Genomic DNA, 22,439 nt, shown 5'->3' with positions numbered 1-22,439 from the left:
CCTCCGTACGGCCGCCCGCACGGTCAGGTGACGTCCACGATGGGCAGGCGGAGGGCGCCGGGGGCGGCGGCGGGGACGACCGGGTTCTTGGGGGCGATCGGCGCCAGCCGTACATAGGCGGAGCCCAGCGGCGGACGGGGATCGGTCTCGCCGCGGTTGGGCCACAGCGCCATGGCGCGCTCGGCCTGGGCGGTGATGGTCAGCGAGGGGTTGACGCCCGGGTTGGCGGAGACGGATGAGCCGTCCACGACGTGCAGGCCGGCGTGCCCGTAGACGCGGTGGTAGGGGTCGATCACCCCGTCGGACGGCGAGGCCCCGATGGCGCAACCGCCCAGGAAGTGCGCGGTGGCGGGGATGTCGAACAGGTCGAGCCAGGAGCCGCCGGGCATGCCGCCGATCTCCTCGGCCGCGTGCCGGACGAAGGTGTGCCCGGCCGGGATCCAGGTGGGGTTGGGCTCTCCGTGCCCCGGCCGGGAGCGCAGCCTCCAGCCGAACGGGCCCCGGCGGGCCGACAGGGTGATCGAGTTGTCCTTGGCCTGCATGACCAGGGCGATGATCGTGCGCTCGGACCACCGGCGGTGGTTGAACAGGCGCGGGACCAGGTGCGGGCGCCTCACCGCCTCGCCGAGGAACTTCAGCCAGCGCGGAGCGTTCCCGCCGCCGTCGATCAGCAGGCTGCGGAGCATGCCCATCGCGTTGGAACCGTCACCGTAGCGGACCGGCTCGATGTGGGTGTGCGCGTCGGGGTGGATGGAGGAGGTGATCGCCACGCCGTGGTTGAGCTTCTCGCCCTTGACGCCCAGTCGCTCGAAGCCGAGCAGTGCCTCGGAGTTGGTCCTGGTCAGCGTGCCGAGCCGGTCCGAGATCCGGGGCAGCGCGCCGGTGGCCCTCAGGCGGTGGAGCAGGCGCTGCGTACCGTACGTCCCGGCCGCGAAGACCACCTGCCCGGCGGTGAGTGTACGGCGCCGCCAGGGCGCCCCCGTCCTGCGCACCTCGACCGCGTACCCCGTGCCCGAGGGCCGGACCGAGGTGACCGTGGTCTCCGCGTGCACCCTGGCCCCGGCCTTCTCGGCCAGGTAGAGGTAGTTCTTGATCAGCATGTTCTTGGCCCCGTGCCGGCAGCCGGTCATGCACTCGCCGCACTCGGTGCAGCCCCGGCGGCGCGGCCCGGCCCCGCCGAAGTAGGGGTCGTCGACCTCGACACCGGGCGTGCCGAAGAAGACCCCGACCGGGGCCCGGTGGAAGGTGTCGCCCACGCCCATGCGCTCGGCGACCTTCTTCATGATCTCGTCGGCGCGGGTGAGCGTCGGGTTGAGCACCACGCCCAGCATGCGCTTGGCCTGGTCGTAGTACGGCGCCAGCTCCGCCTTCCAGTCGGTGATGCCCGCCCACTGGGCGTCGGCGAAGAACGGGTCCAGGGGCTCGTAGAGGGTGTTGGCGTAGACGAGCGAGCCGCCGCCGACCCCGGCGCCGGCCAGGACCATGACCCCGGTGCCCTTCGCGCCGCGCAGCACGTGGATGCGCTGGATGCCCTTCATGCCCAGGCCCGGCGCCCACAGGAAGTCGCGGGCCCGCCAGGAGGTCTTGGGCAGCGTGCGCTCGTCGAAACGCCGCCCCGCCTCCAGGACGCCGACCCTGTAGCCCTTCTCCGTGAGCCGGAGCGCCGCGACGCTCCCGCCGAACCCCGACCCGATCACCAGCACGTCGTAGTCGAACACGTCGCGGCCTCCCTTCCGGACCTCGTCACTCTCCCCCGGCGTCACTCTCCCCCGGCGTCACTCTCCCCCGGCGTCGCTCTCCCCGGTGTCGCTCTCCCCCGGCGTTCCCCGGCCCCGGCCGCCCGGCTACTTCAGGTGGAGCTTCTTCATGGTCTTGAGCAGGCCGGTGAGCGTGTCGGCGTACTTGTCGTAGGTCATGCCGAGGATCGGCTCGAAGCCCAGCCAGGACGCCTGGCTGGCGATGTTCTGCACCTCGGTGTACTTCAGCAGGCCCTCTGCCCCGTGGCGGCGGCCCAGGCCGGAGGACTTCATGCCGCCCATGGGCGCGTCGTAGGAGGCGTAGGCGGAGCCGTACCCCTCGTTGAGGTTGACGGTCCCGGCCTTGATCCGGGCGGCCAGCGCCCGGCCGCGTGCCACGTTCCGGGTCCAGACGGAGGCGTTGAGCCCGTAGACGGTGTCGTTGGCCTTCTCCACGGCCTCGGCCTCGTCCGAGAACCGGTAGATCGAGACGACGGGGCCGAAGGTCTCCTCCCGGCACAGGTCCATGGTCTCGTCCACGTCGGCCAGGACCGTGGGCTCGTAGAACAGCGGGCCGAGGTCGGGGCGGGCCCGGCCGCCCGCGAGCACCCGGGCGCCCTTGGCCACGGCGTCGTCCACGTGCGCGCTCACCGCCTCCAGCTGGCGGCGCGAGGTGAGCGAGCCCATCTGCACGTTCCAGTCGAGGCCGGAGCCGAGCCTCATGTTCTGGGTCAGCCGGACGAACTTGTCCGTGAACGCGTCGTACACGGCGTCGTGGACGTAGAGGCGCTCGATGGAGATGCACAGCTGCCCGGCGTTGGTGAAGCAGGCGCGCAGCGCGCCCTGGGCGGCCACGTCCAGGTCCGCGTCCTCCAGGACGATCATCGGGTTCTTCCCGCCGAGCTCCAGCGAGCAGCCGATCAGCCGCTTGGCGGCCTCTTCGGCGATCTTCCTGCCGCCCCGGGTGGAGCCGGTGAACGCCACGTAGTCGGCGTCGTCGAGCAGCGGGTCGCCGATCTCGGCGGGCTCGCCGAGCACGACCTGCCAGATCTCGCGGGGCATGCCCAGGGAGACCAGCAGGTCGATCGTCCACAGGGTGGACAGCGCGGTCTGGGTGTCGGGCTTGTGGACCACGGCGTTGCCCGCCATCAGGGCCGGGGCGATGTCCGTCACGCCGAGGGAGAGCGGGTAGTTCCAGGGGGAGATCAGCGCCACGACCCCCTTGGGGTGGCGGGTCTCGGTCACCTTGGTGGCGAGCGGGAAGATGCCCGCGCGCCGCCGGGGCGCCAGCAGGCCGGGCGCCCGCCGGGCGAAGTAGAGCGTGCAGCCCGCGACGTCGAGGACCTCCTCGAAGGCGTGCCGGCGCGCCTTTCCGGTCTCCCACTGGACCACGTCGAGGATCTCCTCGCGGCGGTCGAGGAGCGCGTCGTGCAGGCGCAGGAAGGGCTTGACCCGCTCCCGGACCGGCAGCGCCGCCCACTCCCGCTGCGCCGCGCGCGCCCGGGCATGGGCGGTACGGACGTCCTCGGCGGTGGAGATCGGCAGTTCGGCGAGGGTCTCACCGGTGAACGGCGCGATGACCGTCTGGGTCTTCCCGCCGGAGGTCACCTGCCGGGAGACACGTTCGATCATGCGCGGGTCGAGTGCCCGGTCAGCTCCGAGAGTGGCGGCCATGACCGAAGGGTATGCGGGGAGGCACGCTCATGGCTACTGGTCGGTAGCAAACCGGGCCGGGCGTTGAACCGGGCACGCGTGCCATCCGTCATGGGGGCATGAGGACATCGATTCGTACGGCGGCGCACGCGGGCTCCCCCACGGGAACTCCCCTGGGGACCCTCCGGTGGGGCGCCGTCACCCTTGCCACCGCCCTGCTGGCCACCGCGTGCACCTCCGCCGGGACGGATCCCGGCGCGGGCCGTACGACCGAGCCGGTGGTGGATCTGGGGAATGTGAAGCTGGTCGCCTACAGCGGGTGCGACGACATGCTGACCGGGTTGCGCGCGGCGGCGGCCGAGAACGTCGGGCCGTGGGGTCTCGGCGGCCCGGAGGTCATGTACCGGACGGCCACGGGCGCCGAGGACAGCGCGGCCGCCAAGGAGTCCAGGGCTCCGGAGCACTCCACCACCAACACCCACGAGGCCGGGGTCGACGAGCCGGACCTGGTGAAGACCGACGGCAACCGGGTGATCACCGTCAACCGGGGCGTGCTGCGCGTGGTGGACACCGCGACCCGGAAGGTGACCGGGACGGTGAAGCTGGTGGACGCCGAGCAGGCGTGGGCCCCGGCGGACCTGCTGGTCAGCGGGGACCGGGCGCTGGTGCTGTTCTCCGGCGGCGGGATCATCCCCTTCGACGCGGCCGCCAAGATGGCCCCCAGCCCGGGGCCGCGCTACACGCTGATCGACCTGTCCGGGGAGCCGAAGGTCCTCGGCTCGATCACCCCGGACGGCTCCCACGTGGACGCCAGGATGATCGGCTCGACGGTCCGGCTCGTGGTGCGCAGCCAGCCCCGCATCGAGTTCCGCGACCCCGGTCCCGACGCCACGGAGACCGAGCGGACCCGCAAGAACGTCGAGACCGTGCGGAACGCGCCGATCGAGGCGTGGCTGCCGACCTACGAGGTGACCGACGCCGGCGGCACCACGGTGAAGAACTCCGTCAAGTGCGAGCAGGTCAGCCACCCGGCGAAGTACACCGGCACCTCGATGCTGACCGTGCACACCCTCGATCTGGGGCAGGGCGCCGCGGCGCTGTCGCAGAGCGCGCCGATCAGCGTGGCCGCCGACGGGGACACCGTCTACGGCACCGGCTCCAGCCTGTACGTCACCAGCAACCCCCGCTGGTGGTGGCCGATGCCGGTCGAGCCGATCATCCTGGAGGAGGAACCCGCGTCCTCCCCCGAGGCGACGACGCCCGGCGGCGCCCCGAAGGTGGAGCCGACCCCCGCCGAGGAGACCGTCGCCCCGCCGCCCGAGGGCCAGCCCAGCCTCCTGCCCGACCCGTCGACGCCCGCCCCGACGGCCTCCGCCCCGGCCCCCACGCCGACGGGCACGCCGACGGACACGCCCGATCCCATCCCGACTGAGACGCCCGAGTCCGGGAAGACCCCGGTCGCGCCGCCGGAGGACACCGAGGTCCACCGCTTCGACATCACCGCGCCGGGCGCGCCCCGCTACGTCGCCTCCGGCAAGGTCCCCGGCAGGCTGCTCAACCAGTACTCGATGTCCGAGCACGAGGGGCACCTGCGGATCGCGACCACCCTGAACACGGAGAAGAGCAGCTCCAGCACCGTCTACGCGCTCAGGGCCGACACGCTGGCCAAGGTCGGCGAGGTCGGCGGCCTGGGCGAGGGCGAGCGGATCTACTCGGTCCGGTTCATCGGCCCGGTCGGCTACGTGGTGACCTTCCGGCAGGTGGACCCGCTCTACGTCCTCGACCTGCGCGACCCCGCGGCGCCGAAGAAGACCGGGGAGCTGAAGATCACCGGCTACTCCGCCTACCTCCACCCGGCGGGTGACGGGCGGCTGATCGGCATCGGCCAGGAGGCGAACAAGGACGGCCGCACCCTCGGCACGCAGGTCTCCCTCTTCGACGTCAGCGACCCGGCCGCCCCGCGCCGTCTGTCGCAGCTGTTCCAGAAGGACTCCGGCTCCGAGGCCGAGTGGGACCCGCACGCCTTCCTGTACTGGGCCAAGACCGGCATGGCCGTGCTGCCGCTGAGCACCTGGACCGGGACCGAGCAGACCAACGGCGCCGCCCTGGTCCTGAAGATCGACGACTCCGCCGTCGCCAAGACCGGGACCATCGTCCACCCCGCGCCCAAGCCGGTGAACGACACCCGCATCGCCCCCTACGACCCGGGCATCCGCCGCTCGATCGTGATCGGCGACAGCCTCTGGACGGTCTCCGACCTCGGCCTGAAGGTCAACTCCATGGCCGACCTGTCGGAGCAGGCCTGGATCCCGTTCGACTGACCCGATCCGGTACGGCCGCGCCGTACCGCTGACCCGATCCGGTACGGCTCACACCCGTGCCGCGCCCCGCCGCCCCGGACCGCACCGCGCCCGGGGCGGCGGCATGACCGGGTCGGCGGCATGACCGGGTCGGCGGCATGACCGGGTCGTCCGCGATGATCGAGTCGCTCGCAAGCCGGATCCAAGGCGGGTGCCGGAGACTGCCGATCCATGAAGGTTCCGGTCATACTCCAGCACAGCATGGTGGAATGCGGCGCCGCGTGCCTGTCGATGATCCTCGCCGCGCACGGGCGGCGCGTCCCGGTCCACGTCCTCTCCGAGGAGATGGGCATCGGCCGGGACGGGGTCAGCGCGCTGACCCTGGTGCGCACCGCGCGGGCGCACGGCCTGGCCACCCGGGCCGCCTCCGTGCCCGCGGCGCGGGTCGCCGAGCTTCCGCTGCCGGCGGTGGTGCACTGGCGGCACAGCCACTTCGTCGTGGTCGAGCGGGTCTCCCCCGGCCGGATCGGGATCATCGATCCCGCGCTGGGACGCGTGGGCGTCACCCCCCGCGACTTCGCCGAGGACTACAGCGGGGTGGCGTTCACCTTCAGCCCGGGAGCGGACTTCCGCACCGGCCGCGTCGGCGACCGGACGAGCTGGTGGTCCCGGTATCTCCGGGTGATCGTGAGCCGCCACCGCGGCCTGCTGGCCCTGCTGATCCTGCTCAGCCTGGCCCTGCAGGCCCTGGGCCTGGTGCTGCCCGCGGTGACCGAGACGGTCGTGGACCGGGTGCTCACCGCGGGCGAGACGGACCTGCTGACCCTGCTCGGGCTGGGCATGGCCGTGACGGTCGCCGCCCAGTTCGCCGTCGGCGCGGCACGGTCCTGGGCGCTGATCGCGCTGCGGACCCGCGCGGACACCGCCCTCCTGGACGAGCTGGCCCGGCGCCTGCTCTCGGTGCCCTTCCGATTCTTCGCCCACCGGGGCTCCGCCGACCTGGTCTCCCGGATCTCCGGGGTGACCCTGCTGCGCGAACTCCTCACCGGCCAGGCGCTGACCGCCCTGCTGGACGGGCCGCTCGCCGCCGGGTACCTCCTCGTGGTCACCGTACGGTCGCCGCTGCTGGGCGTGATCCTGCTGGCCTTCGCGGCGGCGCAGATCATCCTGCTCACCACGACCCACCGCCGGCTCGCCGACCTGACCCACCGGGAGATGGAGGCCCGCAACGAGGCCCAGGGACAGCTGATCGAGAGCGTCCGCGGCATCGAGACGATCAAAGCGGCAGGGGCCGAGGAACGCGTCCTCGGCCGCTGGTCACGGCTGCTCGCGACACAGATGCGGCGGGCGCGGCGGAACGGGGTGGCGCAGGGCCTGCAGGACTCCGCTCTGGCGGCGTTGCGGTTCGGCACCCCCCTGGCCCTGCTCTGGGTGGGAGCCTGGCAGGTCACGACCCACCAGCTCAGCCTGGGCGCCATGCTCGGCCTGCAGGCCCTGGCCGTGGCGAGCCTGGCCCCGCTGGCGGCGCTGACCGGCGGCCTGCGCAGCGCACAGCTCGCCCGGGTGCACGGCGAGCGGCTGGCCGACCTGTGGAGCACCCGGCCGGAGTCCGGGGTCCGGGGCGACCTCCCCGATCCCTCCCCCGGCGTCCGGGACACCCCCTCCCGGTTCTCTTCCGATGCTCCCGCCGATTCCGCCGCTCCCGGCCGCACCGGTCCGATGGAGATCGAGCTGCGCGGGGTCGGATTCCGGTACACGCCCGAGAGTCCTTGGATCCTGCGCGGCATCGACCTGAGGATCCCTCCCGGCCAGAAGGTCGCCCTGGTCGGGAGATCGGGTTCCGGCAAGAGCACCCTGGCCAGAGTGCTGCTGGGACTGCTCGGACCGGCCGAGGGCGAGATCCGTTACGGCGGGACCGCCCTGTCCGCGGCGGACGCGGGCCGGCTGCGCCGCCGGTTCGGGGTGGTGACGCAGGAACCGGCCCTGTTCACCGGGACGATCCTGGACAACATCACCCTGGGGGACCCGGACGCGCCCCTCTCCCGGGTGCACGAGGCGGCGCGGCTCGCCCACGTCCACGACGACATCACCGCCATGCCCATGGGCTACCACACCCATCTGACGGAGGGAGGCGGCGTGTCCGGCGGGCAGCGGCAGCGCATCGCCCTGGCCAGAGCCCTGCTCACCCGGCCCGACATCCTTCTCCTGGACGAGGCCACCAGCCATCTCGACGCCGACACCGAGGCGGTCATCGACGCGAACCTCGGCACGCTCACCCAGACCCGCATCGTGATCGCCCACCGGTTGAGCACCGTCCGCGACGCGGACCTGATCGTCCTGCTCGACGGCGGCCGGATCGCCGAGACCGGTCCCCACGGGGAGCTGCTCCGGCTGGGCGGCCACTACGCGCGGCTCGCCGGGAGGCAGGCCGGCGGCGAGGCCAGCAGCGAGGCCAGCAGCGAGGTCAGCGGCGGGGTCAGCGGCTTTGCACCCCTTCACAAGTCGCTTCCAAGACGGCCCTGACAGCCTCTCGATCAAGGAAATCCCGAAGTGGAGGGGGTGCTCGTGAACGACGGCACACGCAGCCGGATCGAGGACATCACGCCGCTGGGCGAAGAGCTCGACGAGAGCGCACTGCACGGCATCAACGGCGGCCGACCGAGGCTCATCGCGCTGACCCAGGTCGATCCGCCGGGTTACTGCGCCATGGACTGAACCCGCGGTCGAGAGAGCCAGCCCTTTCCAGAGAGAGGAACAACGCCATGAACCGGACCGAACTCAACGACCTCGCGCCCGTCGGCGACGAGCTCGACGAGAGCGCCCTGCACGGCATCAGCGGCGGCCGGCCGCGAGAGATCTGGGGGACCTACGTCAACCCTCCGGGTGTCTGCCTCAGCGACGACTGACCGGCCGGTCGTACGACCGGGCAGCCCTTTCACGAAGAGCAGAAGGAGCGACAGCATGAACCGGACCGAACTCAACGACCTCGCCCCCGTCGGCGACGAGCTCGACGAGAGCGCCCTGCACGGCATCAGCGGCGGTCGGCCGCGAATCCTCGTCATCGAAGTAGGCGGCACCCAGATCGACCCCCCGGGCGTCTGCGTCCAGGACTGACCGGGCGGAGAGGGCCCGTGCTCTCTCCGTGAAGCCCGTGTCGTGGAACCCGTCCTTCGTGGAGGACGGGAGCGGCGCGTCATGGGTTCCTGCCGCAAGTCCCATGACGCGCCGCGTCCCCGCCCACGTCCCGGCATCCGCCCACCGTGTCGCGGTGCCGTGTGCCCGTGTCCCGCCCCACGTTCCGGCTCCCGACGGAGGAAACCCGTGTCCGCCCCGCATGTCCTCGTCCTCACCGGCGACGAGGACCCCCACGCCACCCGGGTCACCGGCCTGCTGACCGGACGCGGCGCCCGCGTCACGGTCTTCGACCACCGGCTCTACCCCGCGGAGGCGCACGTCGAGCTGGCCTACACCGGCCGGGGTCTCACCCGGCGCCTGCTGCGCACCGGGACCGGCACCGTGGACCTGAACGAGCTGACCGCCCTGTGGTGGCGGCGCCCGACGCCGCCGCAGGCGCATCCCGAGCTGACCGACCCCGCCATCGCGGCGTACGCCGCGCGGGAGAGCACGAGCCTGATCTCCGACCTGTGGGAGCACCTGCCCTGCCGCAAGGTGCCCGCGGCCGAGTCCGTGCTCCTGCGAGCCGGGCGGAAATCCTCCCAGCTGATCATCGCGGCCGAACTGGGCTTCACCGTGCCGGACACTCTGATCACCACGCAGGCCCGGGAACTGTGGGACTTCCACGACCGCCACGACGGCCAGATCGTCACCAAGCCGTTCGCCAAACCGTGGGTGGAGAACCTCCGGAGCGGTGACACGATCTCCCGCTTCTGCGAACCGGTCTCCCCGCGCGACCTGGCCTACGCGGACGCGCTGCGGTTCTGCCCGGTCATCGTGCAGCGGTACGTGCCCAAACGCCTGGAGCTGCGGGTCACCGTCGTGGGCGGGCAGATCTTCGCCGCCGAGATCCACTCGCAGGCGTCCAACCGGTCCCGGCTGGACTGGCGCCGCTACAACACCGACGTCACCCCGCACCGCGTCCACCGGCTCCCCGACGAGGTCGGCCGGCGCTGCCTGGCCATGGTGGACCGCCTCGGCCTGCTGTACGGCGCCTTCGACCTGATCCTCACGCCCGAGGACGAGTACGTGTTCATGGAGATCAACCCCAACGGCCAGTGGCTGTGGATCGAGGAGCTGACCGGCCTGCCGATCAGCCAGGCCGTCTGCGACCTGTTACTGGAAGGACCCCGCGCATGACCCCGGAGACCGCGACCCCCCTGGAGACGGCGACGTCCCCGGACACCACGCCGCGCCCGGACGCCCCTGCCCCTGTCCCCGCCGGGACCGTGGCGCCCCCGGAGACCGTGACGCCGCCAGGCGCGGGTGCTCCCGGTGCTTCCGGTGCTTCCGGTGCTTCCGAGGCCGTGACCTCCGGTCTTCTCGGCGACGCCCTGCGCTGGTTGCGCGGGCTGGACGGGCTCGGGCCCGAGGAGGCGCGCGGGCGGCTCGGCCGGTTGCGGACCCGGCACCCCGGCGCGGACATGCGGCTGGTGTGGCAGCGCGAGGCCGCCACCGGCGACTACCACTACGACCTGCTCCTGCCGTCCACCGGCGGCACCGTTTCCCTGGCCTTCGCCCCGGATCGGGCGATCCCCTGGCCGCTGCGGGGCAGCCAGCGCTCCGGTGAGCAGGTCGTCCTCCGCGTCAACGGCGTCGACGTGCAGATCGAGCAGGTCGTCTCCCTGCTCGACGTGTTGTGGGAGGACGCCGGCCTCGCCGTCCGTCTGGTCAACGGCTGCCTGGTCGAGCAGGAGGTGGCCGCCTCCTCCGCCGACCTGGCGGACGAGGAGCTGCAGGCCGCCATGGACGCCTTCCGCCGCGCCCGGGGTCTCCTCACCGCCCGCGCGACCGAGGAGTGGATGGCCGAGCGCGGCCTCGGCCAGGCACGGCTGGAGGAGATCGTCACCGTCGAGGCGAAGGTGGCGCGGCTGCGCCGCCGGGTGACCGGCGGACGGGTCGAGGACTTCTTCGCCGAGCACGGCGCCGGGCTGGACGTGCTGCGTGTGGTCCGCCTGCGCTACGGCGCCCGCGCCGACGCCGACGTCGCGGCGGCCCGGCTCCGGGAGCGGTCCGGGGGCGCGACGGCGGAGGAGCTGGGCGCGCTGGCGACCGCCCTGGCGACGGAAGCCGCGCTCGCCGGCCTGGGCACCTGCCGGATCGAGGGGAACCCGCGGGAGGACCTCGCCGCCCTGCACGGCGCGGACGCGGACGGCGCGCGGGCCGGGGCGGTCCTCGGCCCCCACCCGACCGGTGACGGGGGGTTCGGCGTCACCGTCGTGCTCGCCGTGGAGCCGGCGGCGTTGAACCCGCCGACGAGGAAGATCATCGAGCGGCGGATCTTCGACGACTGGCTGCGCGAGCAGCGACGCCATGCCCACGTGCAGTGGTTCTGGGGGAGTACGGCCCGCACCGACGCGCTCGACGCCGCCCTGAAGGCCTGACGCCGCGGATCACCGCCACCGGTCCGGCGGATCCTCGGCCTCACACCCGCCGAATCCTCGACAGGACCCTGGCCGATCCTCCATTTCTCGCCGCCGAATCCTCGATAGGCCCCTGGCCGATCCCCGATCCCCGATTCAGAGCCGCCGCGTCCTCTCCTTGCCGCCCCTGTCGGAGTCCCTGGCCGGACGCGCGGTCTTCTTCGAGCTCTGGCCCTTCTCCCAGGAAGAACTGCGTGACGAGCCGGACGGCTTCCTCGACGCGGCCTTCCGCGACCCGGGCTCCTTCAGAGACGGACCGAGTTCGACGCTGCGCCTGCTCCGGCTCCTGGCCGCCCGCACCGCGAACGAGATCGTGCTCTCCCGGATCGGCGCCGATCCCCTGCCGTTCGGCGACCGGCTGACCGCGCTCCCCATCTCCTACCTCTGGCAGGCGGAGTAGCGAGCCCTATTACACCGACTTATCAACCTTTACCAGATCTTGTCACGACACCCGACAGATGTTACTTCTGTCGCAGCAGGCGCGATCCACGCCCGCCATGGCCAACGACGGCCATCCCCCCAGGAGGCACGGTGTCAAGCAAGCCCTGGTTACGTATCACCGTCGTCGCCGCAGCGGCGGCATCCCTCTCACTCCCCGCCCTGGCAGTCCCCGGCGCCGCGCAGAGCGCCACCCAGAACGAGGTCCAGAACGGGCCCGCGGGGAAGACCCCCGACGTCCACGACTTCCAGGCCGAGCAGCACGGCAAGCCGGACGTGGACAACCGGAGCGGCTCCGTCGCGCCGCCGCAGGCGCGGTCCAAGGCGGTCGGCGCCGCCACCATCCGCTGGAACGCTCTAGGCACCCCCGCCGTCGTCACCGGCTCCGCCCCGCTGGCGGAGGGGCTCGGCGCCGATCCCGAGCAGGCGGCCCGGGCCTACCTGAAGGCCAACGAGAACCTCTTCGGTCTGGACGCCGCGGCCGTGGACGCCCTGGAGAAGGTCGCGGTCAACCCGATCGGGGACGGCCACGCCGTACTGCTCCGGCAGAAGTTCGGCGACCTGCCCGCGGGCGTGGACGGACAGGTGGCGATCGGCGTCCGGGACGGCAAGGTCCTGCACGTCACCTCGACGCTCTCCCGCTCCACCGCCGCGCCCCCGGCCGCCACGCTCACCGAGCAGCAGGCGCTGGAGGCCGCCGCCCGGGACGGCGGCATCGACCTGGCGACGGCGACCGTCAAGAAGGTCACCGCGGTGGCCGTACCCGCGCCCGACGGCACGCACAGCGCCTACCAGGTGGTCCTGATCGGCGGCGGTGACGAACCCGCCGCCTACACCACCCACGTGGACGCGGTCAGCGGCGCGATCCTGACCCGCGAGAACCTGGTGGACCACCATGCGGACCAGCGGGCCGAGCCGGACAACCCGCAGTGGGAGGTCTTCCCGGCCAACCCGCCGGCCGACTACTCCTCCACCGACACCCGCGCGCGGTGGTGCTACGTCCCCGGGCCGGGCTGCGACTACGTCGTCGGCGGTGATCCGGCGACGGGGCGGGCCTGGGACGTGGACCACACCACGAACACGCCGACGAACACCAGCATCGGCAACGCGGCCCGGACCTTCGAGAACCGGGCCAGCGGCGACCCGTTCACCGTCGGCACCCGCAGCAACGTGCTCACGCCGAGCCGCAACTACGTCTACCCGTGGACCAACAGGTGGTACACCGCCAAGTGCGACCCGGCCGTCTTCGACCAGCCGGGCGAGGCCGACCTGGAAGCCGCCATCGCCAACCTGCACGCCATGCACAACCGCATGCACGACTGGTCCTACCGGCTCGGCTTCACCGAGACGGCCTGGAACATGCAGGACGAGAACGGTGACCGCGGCGGCCTCGGCGACGACCCCGAGCAGGGCAACGCCCAGGCGGGCGCGCGGGTGCTGACCGTTCGCGACAACGCCAACCAGATCACCGGTCCCGACGGGGTCGCGCCGATCACCAACATGTACCTCTGGCAGCCGATCGCGGGTGCCTTCTACGCGCCCTGCGTGGACGGCGACTACGACATGTCGGTCATCGGCCACGAGTACACCCACGCGATCTCCGGCCGCATGATCGCCGGTCCGAACGCCGGGTGGAGCGGGGCCCAGCCGGGCGCCATGAACGAGAGCACCTCCGACCTGTTCGCCATGGAGTACCTCTCCGAGTACGGCTTCCGCCCCGCGGGCGACACGCCGTACGTGACCGGCGGCTACGTCACCGGCGACAAGAAGGCCGGCATCCGCAACTACGACATGTCCAAGTCCCCGCTGAACTACAGCGACATCGCCTACGACCTCGTCGGCCAGCAGGTCCACGCGGACGGCGAGATCTGGTCGGCCACCCAGTTCGACGTGCGCGAGGCGTTCGTCAGGCGGTACGGCAAGGGCACCCCGGCCGTCCAGCGGGCGTGCGCCGACGGGAAGATCGCGGTCGAGAAGTGTCCCGGCAACCGGCGCTGGGCGCAGCTGTCCTTCGACGCGCTGCTGCTGATGGCCTCCGGCGCGGTCAGCTACGTCGACCACCGGGACGCGCTGCTCGCGGCCGACGCCATCCGCTTCGGCGGCAGGAACCAGGACATCATGTGGCGGGCGTTCGCCGAGCACGGCCTCGGCGAGGGCGCGGCGAGCCTGAACCAGAACGACCCCGACCCCACCCCGAGCTTCGTCAACCCGACCGGGAAGAACGGCAGGCTCCAGCTCAAGCCGCTCGCCGACGCCAGGGGCGCCGCGCTCCGGCTCTACGTCGGCCACTACGAGGGCCGGGCCGTACCGGTCGCCGACACCGACCCGGACACCGAGCTCGGCGACACCGTGGAGATGACCCCGGGAGTGTACGACTTCCTGGTCGTCGGCGAGGGCTACGGCCACACCCGGGTGACCTTCGCGGTCGTGCCCGGGGTGACGCTGCCGCTGCCGCTGGCGCTGCCGAAGAACCTCGCCTCCGCCACGCTCGGCGCGGCGGCGACAGGTGACGGCGTCAACCAGGCCCTGCTGATCGACGAGACCGAGGCGACGAACTGGGCCTCGCTCACCGGCGCGGTCGCCGGCAAGTCGGTCACCGTGGACCTGGCCGGTTCCGACCCGGTCAAGGTCCGGCGGGTCCAGGTCAGCGCCATGCTCCGGCCGAACACCGGCGACTCCGCCGACCCCGGCGGCCAGAACCGCTTCAGCGCCCTGCGCGCCTTCGAGGTCCTGGCCTGCGACGCCACCGCCAAGGACTGCTCATCCCCGGCGAACTTCTCGGTCGTCTACACCAGCCCGGCCGACGCCTTCCCGACCCGCCTGCCGCGCCCGCGCGGCGCCGACCTGATCATCAAGTCCTTCAAGATCCCGACGACCACGGCCACCCACCTGGCGTTGCGCGTCGTCTCCAGCCAGTGCACCGGCAACCCGCTCTACGCCGGTGAGCAGGACAACGACCCCAACTCCGCCACCGACTGCGGCACCGCCAGCCCGGCCCGCGAGCACGTCCGCGCCGCCGAGTTCCAGGCGTTCACCCGCTGAGGCTCCACCCCGGCACGGTGACCCGTGCGGTACGGCTCCCGCCCCCTCCCCGGGGCGGGAGCCGCCGCTACTGCGGGCAGTCGCGGGGGTCGACGTCCTTCCCGGCACCGGCGACGGTGACCCGGGCGGGTCTCGCCGGCGCTGCGGCGGCGGCCGTGCACACGATCTGTTCGACGGCCCGTGGGGACAGCCCGCCGGCCGGCCGCGTGGAGGGCGTCACCACCACGTGGCCGGCCGGCTCGACGGTCACCGAGAACGGGCCGGCTTCGGGCGGGACCTCGGTGGTGAACCCGTCCGCCCGCTCCTGCGCGGTGGGCCCGGCGGCCAGCAGCGCGAGGGTGTCCGCGGGGAACGACAGCGGTCGATCACCGGGCCGTGTCACCGCGCGGAGCCGGTCGTTCTTCACCAGGTAGACGGTGATCGCCGTGGGTGGTGCGGCGGCTCCGCTCGGCGGGGCGTCACCGATGATGACGTCGCTGGGCTGCACGCCGCAGCCGGCCGCGGCGACGAGCGATACGAGACCCGCGGCGAGCACGCGGCGGGAGAGCCCGGTCCTCATCCGGAACCTCCGCCCGGCTCGTGCGCCCGGCGTGGCAGGCTCAGTGTGAACACGGCGCCGCCGTCCGGGGCGTTGGCGACGGTGAGGTCACCCCCGTGCAGGCGCGCGTTCTCCCGCGCGATGGCCAGGCCCAGGCCGCTGCCCTCGGACCTGGCCCTGGCCGCGCTGGCCTTGTAGAACCGGTCGAACACGTGCGGCAGCACCGCTTCGTCCAGCCCCGGTCCGTGGTCGCGGACCTCCAGGGCGATCCGGTGCGGGTCGGCGCGGAGCCGCACCGACACCGGCGGCTCGCCGTGCCGCAGGGCGTTGCCGACCAGATTCGCCAGGATGACGTCCACCCGGCGCGGGTCCAGCCATGCCGTCACCGCGGGTGGAAGCTCGGTCCGCACCGACTCCGACCAGCCCCGGACGCGCAGGGTCGCGCGCACCAGCTCGGCCACGTCGACCTCGTTCGGCGCGAGGGCCGCGACGCCGGAGTCGAACCTGCTGATCTCGATGAGGTCGTTCACCAGAGCGGTGAGGTTGAGGGTCTCCTGGCTGACCAGCCTGGCGGCCCGGCCGGCGGGCTCGGGCAGCCCGGCCGCCTCCTCGTCCAGGACGTCGGCGACCGCGGCGAGCGCGGCCAGCGGGGTGCGCAGCTCGTGGGACACGTCGGCCACGAACCGGCGGGCGTCGGCCTCCATCGCACGCAGCTGCTCGACGTGCCGTTCCAGCTCCGCGGCGGTGGTGTTGAACGTGCGTGCCACCTCGGCCAGCTCGTCGGAGCCGCGGACCGCGATCCTGGTCCGCAGCTCGCCCTCGCCCAGCAGGCGTGCCGCCCGGCCGAGCTCGCGCACCGGGCCCAGCACGCCGCGGGTGGCCAGCGACGCCAGGACGACCGCGAACGCCAGGGCCGCCCCGCCGGTGAGCCAGGCGCGTGCGGCGAGCGCGTCGATGCTGCGCTGTTCGGGACTCAGGTCGCGGGCGACGTAGACCTCGATGCCGGACATCCGCGTCGTCCGGTCCCGATCGATGATCAGCAGCGGCGTACCGATGATCAGGACGGGTTCGCCCCGCCACACCACGCGCTGCCAGGCGATCTCGCCGTCGGCCACCGTCCGCCGCAGCTCCGCCGGAATCACCCCGGGGTCCAGGACCGGCGCGTTCCCGCCCGGCCTCTGGCGCCACGGCGGCGGGCCGGAGCCCGGGGCGGCCGGCGGCCCCGGCCGCGGGTCGGCCGGCGAGTGCGTCCCGTGGTAGAGGGCGACCGCGGAGATGTTCCCGTCGGCCACGGTGCGGGCGATCCGGCCGAGCTCGTCCGGGCCCGGCGCCGGATTCCGCAACGGATAGAGCGTCTGCAGGCGGCTCGTCATCGCCCGCACCGCGGCGTCCTGGGTCCGCTGCAGAATCTCGGTTCGGGCCTGGACGTACATCCCGCCGGCCACCGCCGCCGCGGTGACCACGCACAGCAGTGCGAACGCGGACAGCAGCCGGGCACGCAGCCCCAGGCTCGGCCGAGGTCCCACCGGTGGCTCACACCGGCCCGAACCGGTACCCGAACCCGCGCACCGTCTGAACGTAGACGGGCGCCGCCGAGTCGTCCTCGATCTTCGCACGCAACCGCTGCACACACGCGTCCACCAGACGCGAGTCGCCGAAGTAGTCGTGCTCCCACACCGACTCCAGCAGCTGCTGGCGGCTGTGCACCCGGCCCGGCGTGCCGGACAGCTCAAGCAGCAGGCGCAGCTCGGTCGGGGCCAGGCCCACCGGCACGCCGTGTTTGGCGACCACCAGCCCGGCCCGATCGATGGTCAGATCCCCGTACCGCTCCAGCTCCCCCCGGTCCCGGTCGATGCGCCGGAGCACCGCGCGGATGCGTGCCTCGAGCACCCTGGGCCGCACCGGCTTGACCACGTAGTCGTCGGCGCCCGCCTCCAGCCCGGCCACCACGTCGATGTCGTCGCCGCGCGCGGTCAGCATGATGATCGGCACCTCCCCGGCGGCCCGGATGCGACGGCAGACCTCGAACCCGTCCATGCCGGGCAGCATCAGATCGAGCACGACGACGTCGGGAAGGTCGGCGCGCAGCCACTCCAGCCCCTGCTCGCCGGACTCCACCGCGCGCACCCGGTGCCCGTGGCGGGTCAGGGCCAGCTCAAGACCCTCCCGCACGGCCGGGTCGTCCTCGATCAACAACACCCGCGACACGCCGCCGAGTATCACCGCACGCTCCGTACCTCGCCCGCCGGTCGACTCCATCCACTGTCGGCCGGTCGTGTCCCCGCTCCGTCCGCGCCGTGTCATGGTCGTGTCACGGTCGCGCCGACGATCGCCGCCGTCGATGAACCGTGACATGCGGCGGACGACGCACGCATATTCGGCACCAATCGTAGTTCGGCATGAACGAACCACGCACCGTCCCGCTCCGGCCCCGAGACCGGCTGTACGCCGCGGTCACGCTGGTGCTCGCCGTGCTCCTGCTCCCCGCGGCGTTCGTCCGCCGTCCCGGCCGCGCCCGCGAACTGGCCTGCCACTGGGCGTTACAGATGCGATTCCCGGCCGAGGACCTCACCGGCCTCACCGAGGGCGCCAGGGCGGCGTTCACCGCGGCGCGCGCCGAGGCGCTCTGGCGTCACGGCCAGCTCATCGGCCTCACCTCGGGATACCGCGATCCCCACGTCCAGCAACGGATGTTCGACGAGGAGGTGCGCCGCTCCGGCTCCCCGGCCTCGGCGCGGATGCTCGTGTTACCGCCGGCGGAATCCGGCCACGTCAAGGGCATCGCGCTGGACGTGCGCCCCCACGAAGGCGCGCGCTGGCTGGAGGAGCACGGCGCCCGCTACGACCTCTACCGCATCTACGACAACGAGTGGTGGCACTTCGAGCACCGCCCGGACAGCGGCGGCACACCGCCACGACGACGGCCCCACCCCGGCGTGGGCCACGTCACCGAGAGCGGTGATCAGAGCGCACCCGAACCGGCCGAGTGGCATTGACCACCCCGCCATAACGGTTTGCAACCGAGCATAAGCAAAGAGTGTCCAGGATGGTGCATCATGAACGCATGGAAGTCCGCCAGATCCCCGTGCCTTTGACCGAGCACGACCAAGAGTTCCTCAGGGCCGTCCGCGACCCCGGCAGCCCCGAGTACATGGCCGTGCACCGCCTGGTGGGCGGTGCGCCGAAACTGGAGAAGTCCTTCGCCGTCGCATTGCACGCCCTGATGAGCATCGCCCGCAAAGCCGTCCGCGAAGAGGTCATGCTGGCGGGATACGCCATGCTGGCCGCCACGCAGAACGGCAAGGACCACGCCGCCCACCGGGCGGCGTGGCATCGGGCCGCCGAAGTGGCCGGCCGAGAATGACGCCCGGCTACGGATGGCCGCTCCGCGGCCGTGTCTACATGACCGACCTGCGCGGGCAGCGGGGCGAGAAGCCGTATGTCATCGTGAGCAACAACGCCCGCAACCGGGGCCTGCCGAGTTATCTCGCCGTACGGATCACCACATCGCAGACGCCACCGCTTCCCAGCATCGTCGAGATGGCCCCCGAAGATCCGGTGCCCGGGCGTGCGCTCTGCGACGACATCGCGATCCTTTTCCCCGAGGACATCCGGCGCGATCTCGGCGAGCTCAGCCTCCAGACGATGGTGCGCATCGGGCAGGGGCTGCAGCACGCTCTCGCCCTGTGACACCTTCGGAGGCCGGTTCAGACGTGGCCCGGCGGCGGAACGATCTCAGGACCGCTCACGGTCACGGCGCCCGGCGGAGTCCTGGTCCATGTCCCCGCGGACGGGTTCCGTCCACGGCTAACCGTTTCCGGCTGCGGTCTCCATCCGTTCCGGCTTGACCGCCATCATCTGGGCGGTCTTGGCGGGATCCCGGTCGATGAGGTCCCCGAGGATCTCGTCCACCCGTGCCAGGGTGACATCGTCGATCTTCTTACCGGATGCCGAAGCGTTCTCGGTCGCCTGCTCGGGTCTGGTGGCACCGGCGACCACCGAGGAGGCCCCCGGCTGCCGGAGCACCCGGGCGATCGCGAGCTGAGCGGCCGAGAGGCCGCAATCCGCGGCGACGGGGAGCAGGTGCTGCACACGTTCGAGAAGCCGCCGGCCGAGCACCCTCCTGACGGATGTGGGGGCCAGGAGCCGCCGGCCTTCCCCCCCGTCCCGTCCGGCGGTTCCTGGCCGGGCCGGTATTTCCCGGGCAGCACACCCTGCGCGAGCGGCTGGAAGGCCAGCTGGCCGATGCCCTCACGGCGGCACAGCGGGACGATCTCCGGGTAGTCGGTGCGCGAAAACGTCCTAGACGGGGTCGGGGGTGGCGATCGGGACGATCTCGGGGGCGCCCAGGCGGATGGCGTCGGCCTCGTGGTCGGTGTCCTGTTCCTGGGAGAGGCGCTCGGCCTCGATGCGCTTGGTGTAGTACTCCACCTCACGCTTGACCTGTTCCCCGTCCCATCCCAGCGGTCCGGCCATCAGCTCGGCGGCCTCCTCGGCCACGGCCAGGCCCCGGTGGAAGGTCTCGATGGAGATGTGGGTGCGCCGGGCCAGCGCGTCGTTGAGGTGACGGGCGCCCTCGTGGGTGGCGGCGTAGACGATCTCGGCGCGCAGGTAGTCGTCGGCCCCGGACAGCGGGCGGGCGAGCGAGGGGTCCTGCTCGATCAGCACCAGCACCTCGTCGATCATGGAGCCGTACCGCTGGAGGAGGTGCTCGATCCGCGCCACGTGCAGCCCGGACGACTGGGCCAGCCGCTGCCGGGAGTTCCACAGCGCCTGGTACCCCTCCGCCCCGGCGAGCGGGATCCGGTCGGTGCACGAGGGCGGGACCCGCTGGTCCAGGCCGTGTGCCACGGCGTCCACCGCGTCGCGCGCCATCACCCGGTAGGTGGTGTACTTCCCTCCGGCAACCATGACCAGTCCGGGCACCGGGTGGGCCACGACGTGCTCGCGGGAGAGCTTGGAGGTCTCCTCCGACTCCCCCGCCAGCAGCGGCCGGAGCCCGGCGTAGACGCCCTCGACGTCGTCGCGGGTGAGCGGGACCGACAACACCCGGTTCACGTGCTCCAGCACGTAGTCGATGTCGGAGCGGGAGGCCGCCGGGTGGGCCCGGTCCAGGTTCCAGCGGGTGTCGGTGGTCCCGATGATCCAGTGGCGGCCCCAGGGGATCACGAACAGCACCGACTTCTCCGTACGGAGGATGATCCCGGTGAGGGAGTGGATGCGGTCGCGCGGCACCACCAGGTGGACGCCCTTGGAGGCGCGCACGTGGATCTGGCCCCGCCCGCCGACCAGTTCCTGGATGTCGTCGGTCCACACGCCGGTGGCGTTGACCACCTGCCGCGCCCGGACCCGGTGCTCGGCCCCGGTCTCCAGGTCGCGCACCCGGACCCCGGTGACCCGCTCGCCCTCCCGCAGGAAGCCCACCACCTGCGCCCGTGAGGCGACGTGCGCCCCGTAGGTCGCGGCGGTCCGCAGCACGGTCATCACGTAGCGGGCGTCGTCGACCTGGGCGTCCCAGTACTGGACCGCCCCGGAGAAGGAGGTACGGCGCAGCGCCGGAGCCAGCCGCAGCGCCCGCGTGCGCGACAGGTGCCGGTGGCCGGGCACACCGCGGGTGAACCCGAAGGAGAAGCCGAGCGAGTCGTACATCACCAGCCCGGCGCCGACGTAGGGCCGCTCCCAGCCCAGGTGGGTGAGCGGGAACAGGAACGGCACCGGCCGCACGAGGTGCGGGGCGATCCGCTGCAGCAGCAGGGCGCGCTCCTGCAGCGCCTCCCGGACCAGGTCGAAGTTGAGCTGCTCCAGGTAGCGCAGTCCGCCGTGGATCAGCTTCGAGGACCGGGACGAGGTGCCCGAGGCGTAGTCGCGCGCCTCCAGCAGCCCGACGCTCAGCCCGCGCGTGGCCGCGTCGAGCGCGACTCCGGCGCCCACGATCCCGCCGCCGATCACCACCAGGTCAAGCTCCTGGGCGGCCATCTGCTCCAGTGCGGCGGACCGCTCGGCCGGACCGAGCCGCGCCGTGCCCATTCGCGCCGTCATGTTGCTCTCCCCGAGATGAACCGGTCGTCCTGTGCGAGGTCCGCTCCCGGCGTGCCGGGAGCGGAGCCCTGGAGTATCTACCCTTTCACGTCGAATGCCATTACTCATGAGTAGCGGGCGTGGGCGAGATTCCCGCCACACCCGGACATCCCACGCCCCCGCCGCGGCCGGACACCCCTATCCCGCCACGCCCGGTCATCGGATCACCCGGTCACCCCGGTCGCCCGGCCACTCTGCTCTCAGACGCGGATGACCTTGATTCCCGCGTCGGTGAAGCGGGCGGCGGCCTCGTCGGAGAGGCTCTCATCGGTGATCAGAGTGCCGACGGCGTCGAGGGAGCAGATACGCGCGAAGGCACGACGACCGACCTTGGAGGCGTCCGCGACCACGACGACCTCGGCGGCCCTGCTGATCAGCAGGTTGTTGACGCTCGCCTCGCCTTCGTGGTGGGCGAAGGCGCCCCCCTCGACGTCGATCGCGTCCACGCCGAGGAACGCGACGTCCAACGTGACCCGCTCCAGCACCGGCGCGGCCAGCGGGCCGATCAGCTCGTAGGACTGCGGCCTGGCCACCCCTCCGGTCAGGACGATCTTCACGTGCCGGCGGACCGTCAGCTCCGCGGCGATGTTCAGCGCGTTGGTGACGATGGTGAACCCGATCTCGGGGTCCGCCCGGATCGCCAGGGCCCGGGCGACCTCCGAGGTGGTCGTGCCGCCGTTCATGCCGACGATCGCGCCGGGCGGCACCAGCTCGGTGGCCGCCTCGGCGATGCGCTGTTTCTCCCCCGCGTGCCGGGCCGTCTTGTACCGCAGGGGCAGGTCGTAGCTCACGCTCTGCGCGACGGCCCCGCCCCGGGTACGCATGAGCATCTGCTGCTGGGCGAGCTGGTCGAAGTCACGCCGGATCGTGGCCGTGGAGACGTCCAGCGACTCGGCGGCCCGCTCGACGGTCAACCGGCCTTCCTGGGCGAGCAGTTCGAGAATCGCGTTCCAGCGTTCGTATCGGCTCACGGGGAACAGAGTGGCACAACGATCAATCAAAACCTACTGATGCGCAATTCTGCTCACTACTGCTATAAATCAGTCATATATCAACC

At 72.3% G+C, this 22,439-nt stretch carries 20 protein-coding genes; 12 read left to right on the top strand and 8 right to left on the bottom strand.

Annotated elements, in window-relative coordinates:
- Positions 1–23: 23 nt before the first annotated feature.
- Positions 24–1,718 (bottom strand): GMC oxidoreductase, encoded by a 1,695-nt coding sequence (locus IEZ08_RS22270; protein ID WP_189242817.1) that lies wholly within the window; start codon positions 1,716–1,718, stop codon positions 24–26.
- Positions 1,719–1,844: 126 nt separating this feature from the next.
- Positions 1,845–3,410, bottom strand: a complete 1,566-nt coding sequence (locus IEZ08_RS22265) for a succinic semialdehyde dehydrogenase (protein ID WP_189242816.1) — start codon at positions 3,408–3,410, stop codon at positions 1,845–1,847.
- Positions 3,411–3,508: 98 nt separating this feature from the next.
- Here IEZ08_RS22265 and IEZ08_RS22260 point away from each other — a divergent pair, with 98 nt between their 5' ends.
- From IEZ08_RS22260 to IEZ08_RS40310, 9 genes are all read left to right on the top strand, one after another.
- Positions 3,509–5,710, top strand: coding sequence for a beta-propeller domain-containing protein (locus IEZ08_RS22260; protein ID WP_189242815.1), 2,202 nt, complete (start codon positions 3,509–3,511; stop codon positions 5,708–5,710).
- A gap of 210 nt (positions 5,711–5,920) precedes the next feature.
- The gene (locus tag IEZ08_RS22255) at positions 5,921–8,212 is read left to right on the top strand and encodes a peptidase domain-containing ABC transporter (protein ID WP_189242814.1); all 2,292 of its coding nucleotides are present in this window, start codon (positions 5,921–5,923) and stop codon (positions 8,210–8,212) included.
- A gap of 42 nt (positions 8,213–8,254) precedes the next feature.
- The gene (locus IEZ08_RS22250; RefSeq protein ID WP_176728379.1) at positions 8,255–8,404 is read left to right on the top strand and encodes a hypothetical protein; all 150 of its coding nucleotides are present in this window, start codon (positions 8,255–8,257) and stop codon (positions 8,402–8,404) included.
- A 47-nt stretch (positions 8,405–8,451) separates the two neighbouring features.
- Positions 8,452–8,595 (top strand): hypothetical protein, encoded by a 144-nt coding sequence (locus tag IEZ08_RS22245; protein WP_176728378.1) that lies wholly within the window; start codon positions 8,452–8,454, stop codon positions 8,593–8,595.
- A 55-nt stretch (positions 8,596–8,650) separates the two neighbouring features.
- On the top strand, positions 8,651–8,803 hold the full coding sequence (locus tag IEZ08_RS22240) for a hypothetical protein (protein WP_176728377.1): 153 nt from the start codon (positions 8,651–8,653) through the stop codon (positions 8,801–8,803).
- Between the two features lie 207 nt (positions 8,804–9,010).
- Entirely contained in the window at positions 9,011–10,003 is a 993-nt protein-coding gene (locus IEZ08_RS22235; RefSeq protein ID WP_068921245.1) for an MvdC/MvdD family ATP grasp protein, read from the top strand.
- A complete protein-coding gene (locus IEZ08_RS22230; RefSeq protein ID WP_189242813.1) occupies positions 10,000–11,247 on the top strand; it encodes a TIGR04500 family putative peptide maturation system protein in 1,248 nt (415 codons plus the stop codon). The genes IEZ08_RS22235 and IEZ08_RS22230 overlap by 4 nt, the downstream gene beginning before the upstream one ends.
- A gap of 157 nt (positions 11,248–11,404) precedes the next feature.
- The gene (locus tag IEZ08_RS22225; RefSeq protein WP_068921243.1) at positions 11,405–11,686 is read left to right on the top strand and encodes a hypothetical protein; all 282 of its coding nucleotides are present in this window, start codon (positions 11,405–11,407) and stop codon (positions 11,684–11,686) included.
- 131 nt (positions 11,687–11,817) lie between these two features.
- Positions 11,818–14,766, top strand: coding sequence for a M36 family metallopeptidase (locus IEZ08_RS40310; RefSeq protein WP_268249353.1), 2,949 nt, complete (start codon positions 11,818–11,820; stop codon positions 14,764–14,766).
- Positions 14,767–14,833: 67 nt separating this feature from the next.
- Here IEZ08_RS40310 and IEZ08_RS22215 read toward each other — a convergent pair whose 3' ends face one another.
- Genes IEZ08_RS22215 through IEZ08_RS22205 form a run of 3 tightly spaced genes read right to left on the bottom strand, consistent with a single transcriptional unit; the run spans position 14,834 to position 17,512 of the window.
- Positions 14,834–15,325 (bottom strand): GerMN domain-containing protein, encoded by a 492-nt coding sequence (locus tag IEZ08_RS22215; protein ID WP_068921242.1) that lies wholly within the window; start codon positions 15,323–15,325, stop codon positions 14,834–14,836.
- Complete coding sequence (locus IEZ08_RS22210; RefSeq protein ID WP_068921241.1) at positions 15,322–16,830, bottom strand: ATP-binding protein; 1,509 nt, start codon at positions 16,828–16,830, stop codon at positions 15,322–15,324. Before IEZ08_RS22210 ends, IEZ08_RS22215 begins: the two co-directional genes overlap by 4 nt.
- A gap of 7 nt (positions 16,831–16,837) precedes the next feature.
- The gene (locus tag IEZ08_RS22205; protein ID WP_176728376.1) at positions 16,838–17,512 is read right to left on the bottom strand and encodes a response regulator; all 675 of its coding nucleotides are present in this window, start codon (positions 17,510–17,512) and stop codon (positions 16,838–16,840) included.
- A gap of 191 nt (positions 17,513–17,703) precedes the next feature.
- Here IEZ08_RS22205 and vanY-N point away from each other — a divergent pair, with 191 nt between their 5' ends.
- The 3 genes from vanY-N to IEZ08_RS22190 all read left to right on the top strand — a co-directional run bounded on the left by vanY-N (position 17,704) and on the right by IEZ08_RS22190 (position 18,994).
- Entirely contained in the window at positions 17,704–18,300 is a 597-nt protein-coding gene (gene vanY-N, locus IEZ08_RS22200; protein WP_189242812.1) for a D,D-peptidase/D,D-carboxypeptidase VanY-N, read from the top strand.
- A 68-nt stretch (positions 18,301–18,368) separates the two neighbouring features.
- Entirely contained in the window at positions 18,369–18,668 is a 300-nt protein-coding gene (locus IEZ08_RS22195; protein WP_068921238.1) for a hypothetical protein, read from the top strand.
- On the top strand, positions 18,665–18,994 hold the full coding sequence (locus IEZ08_RS22190; RefSeq protein ID WP_068921237.1) for a type II toxin-antitoxin system PemK/MazF family toxin: 330 nt from the start codon (positions 18,665–18,667) through the stop codon (positions 18,992–18,994). Before IEZ08_RS22195 ends, IEZ08_RS22190 begins: the two co-directional genes overlap by 4 nt.
- Positions 18,995–19,111: 117 nt before the next feature.
- On the opposite strand, the gene IEZ08_RS22185 is transcribed toward IEZ08_RS22190, so the two are convergent.
- From IEZ08_RS22185 to IEZ08_RS22175, 3 genes are all read right to left on the bottom strand, one after another.
- Positions 19,112–19,423: an aldo/keto reductase gene (locus IEZ08_RS22185; RefSeq protein ID WP_268249352.1), complete on the bottom strand. Its 312-nt coding sequence runs from the start codon at positions 19,421–19,423 to the stop codon at positions 19,112–19,114.
- 183 nt (positions 19,424–19,606) lie between these two features.
- Positions 19,607–21,343, bottom strand: a complete 1,737-nt coding sequence (locus IEZ08_RS22180) for a glycerol-3-phosphate dehydrogenase/oxidase (protein WP_084779551.1) — start codon at positions 21,341–21,343, stop codon at positions 19,607–19,609.
- Positions 21,344–21,582: 239 nt separating this feature from the next.
- Positions 21,583–22,353, bottom strand: coding sequence for a DeoR/GlpR family DNA-binding transcription regulator (locus IEZ08_RS22175; RefSeq protein WP_068921234.1), 771 nt, complete (start codon positions 22,351–22,353; stop codon positions 21,583–21,585).
- Between the last annotated feature and the right edge of the window lie 86 nt (positions 22,354–22,439).

This window comes from Planobispora rosea (genome assembly GCF_014648175.1).
Lineage (GTDB): Bacteria > Actinomycetota > Actinomycetes > Streptosporangiales > Streptosporangiaceae > Planobispora > Planobispora rosea.
This window is presented reverse-complemented; position numbering and strand designations above follow the sequence as displayed.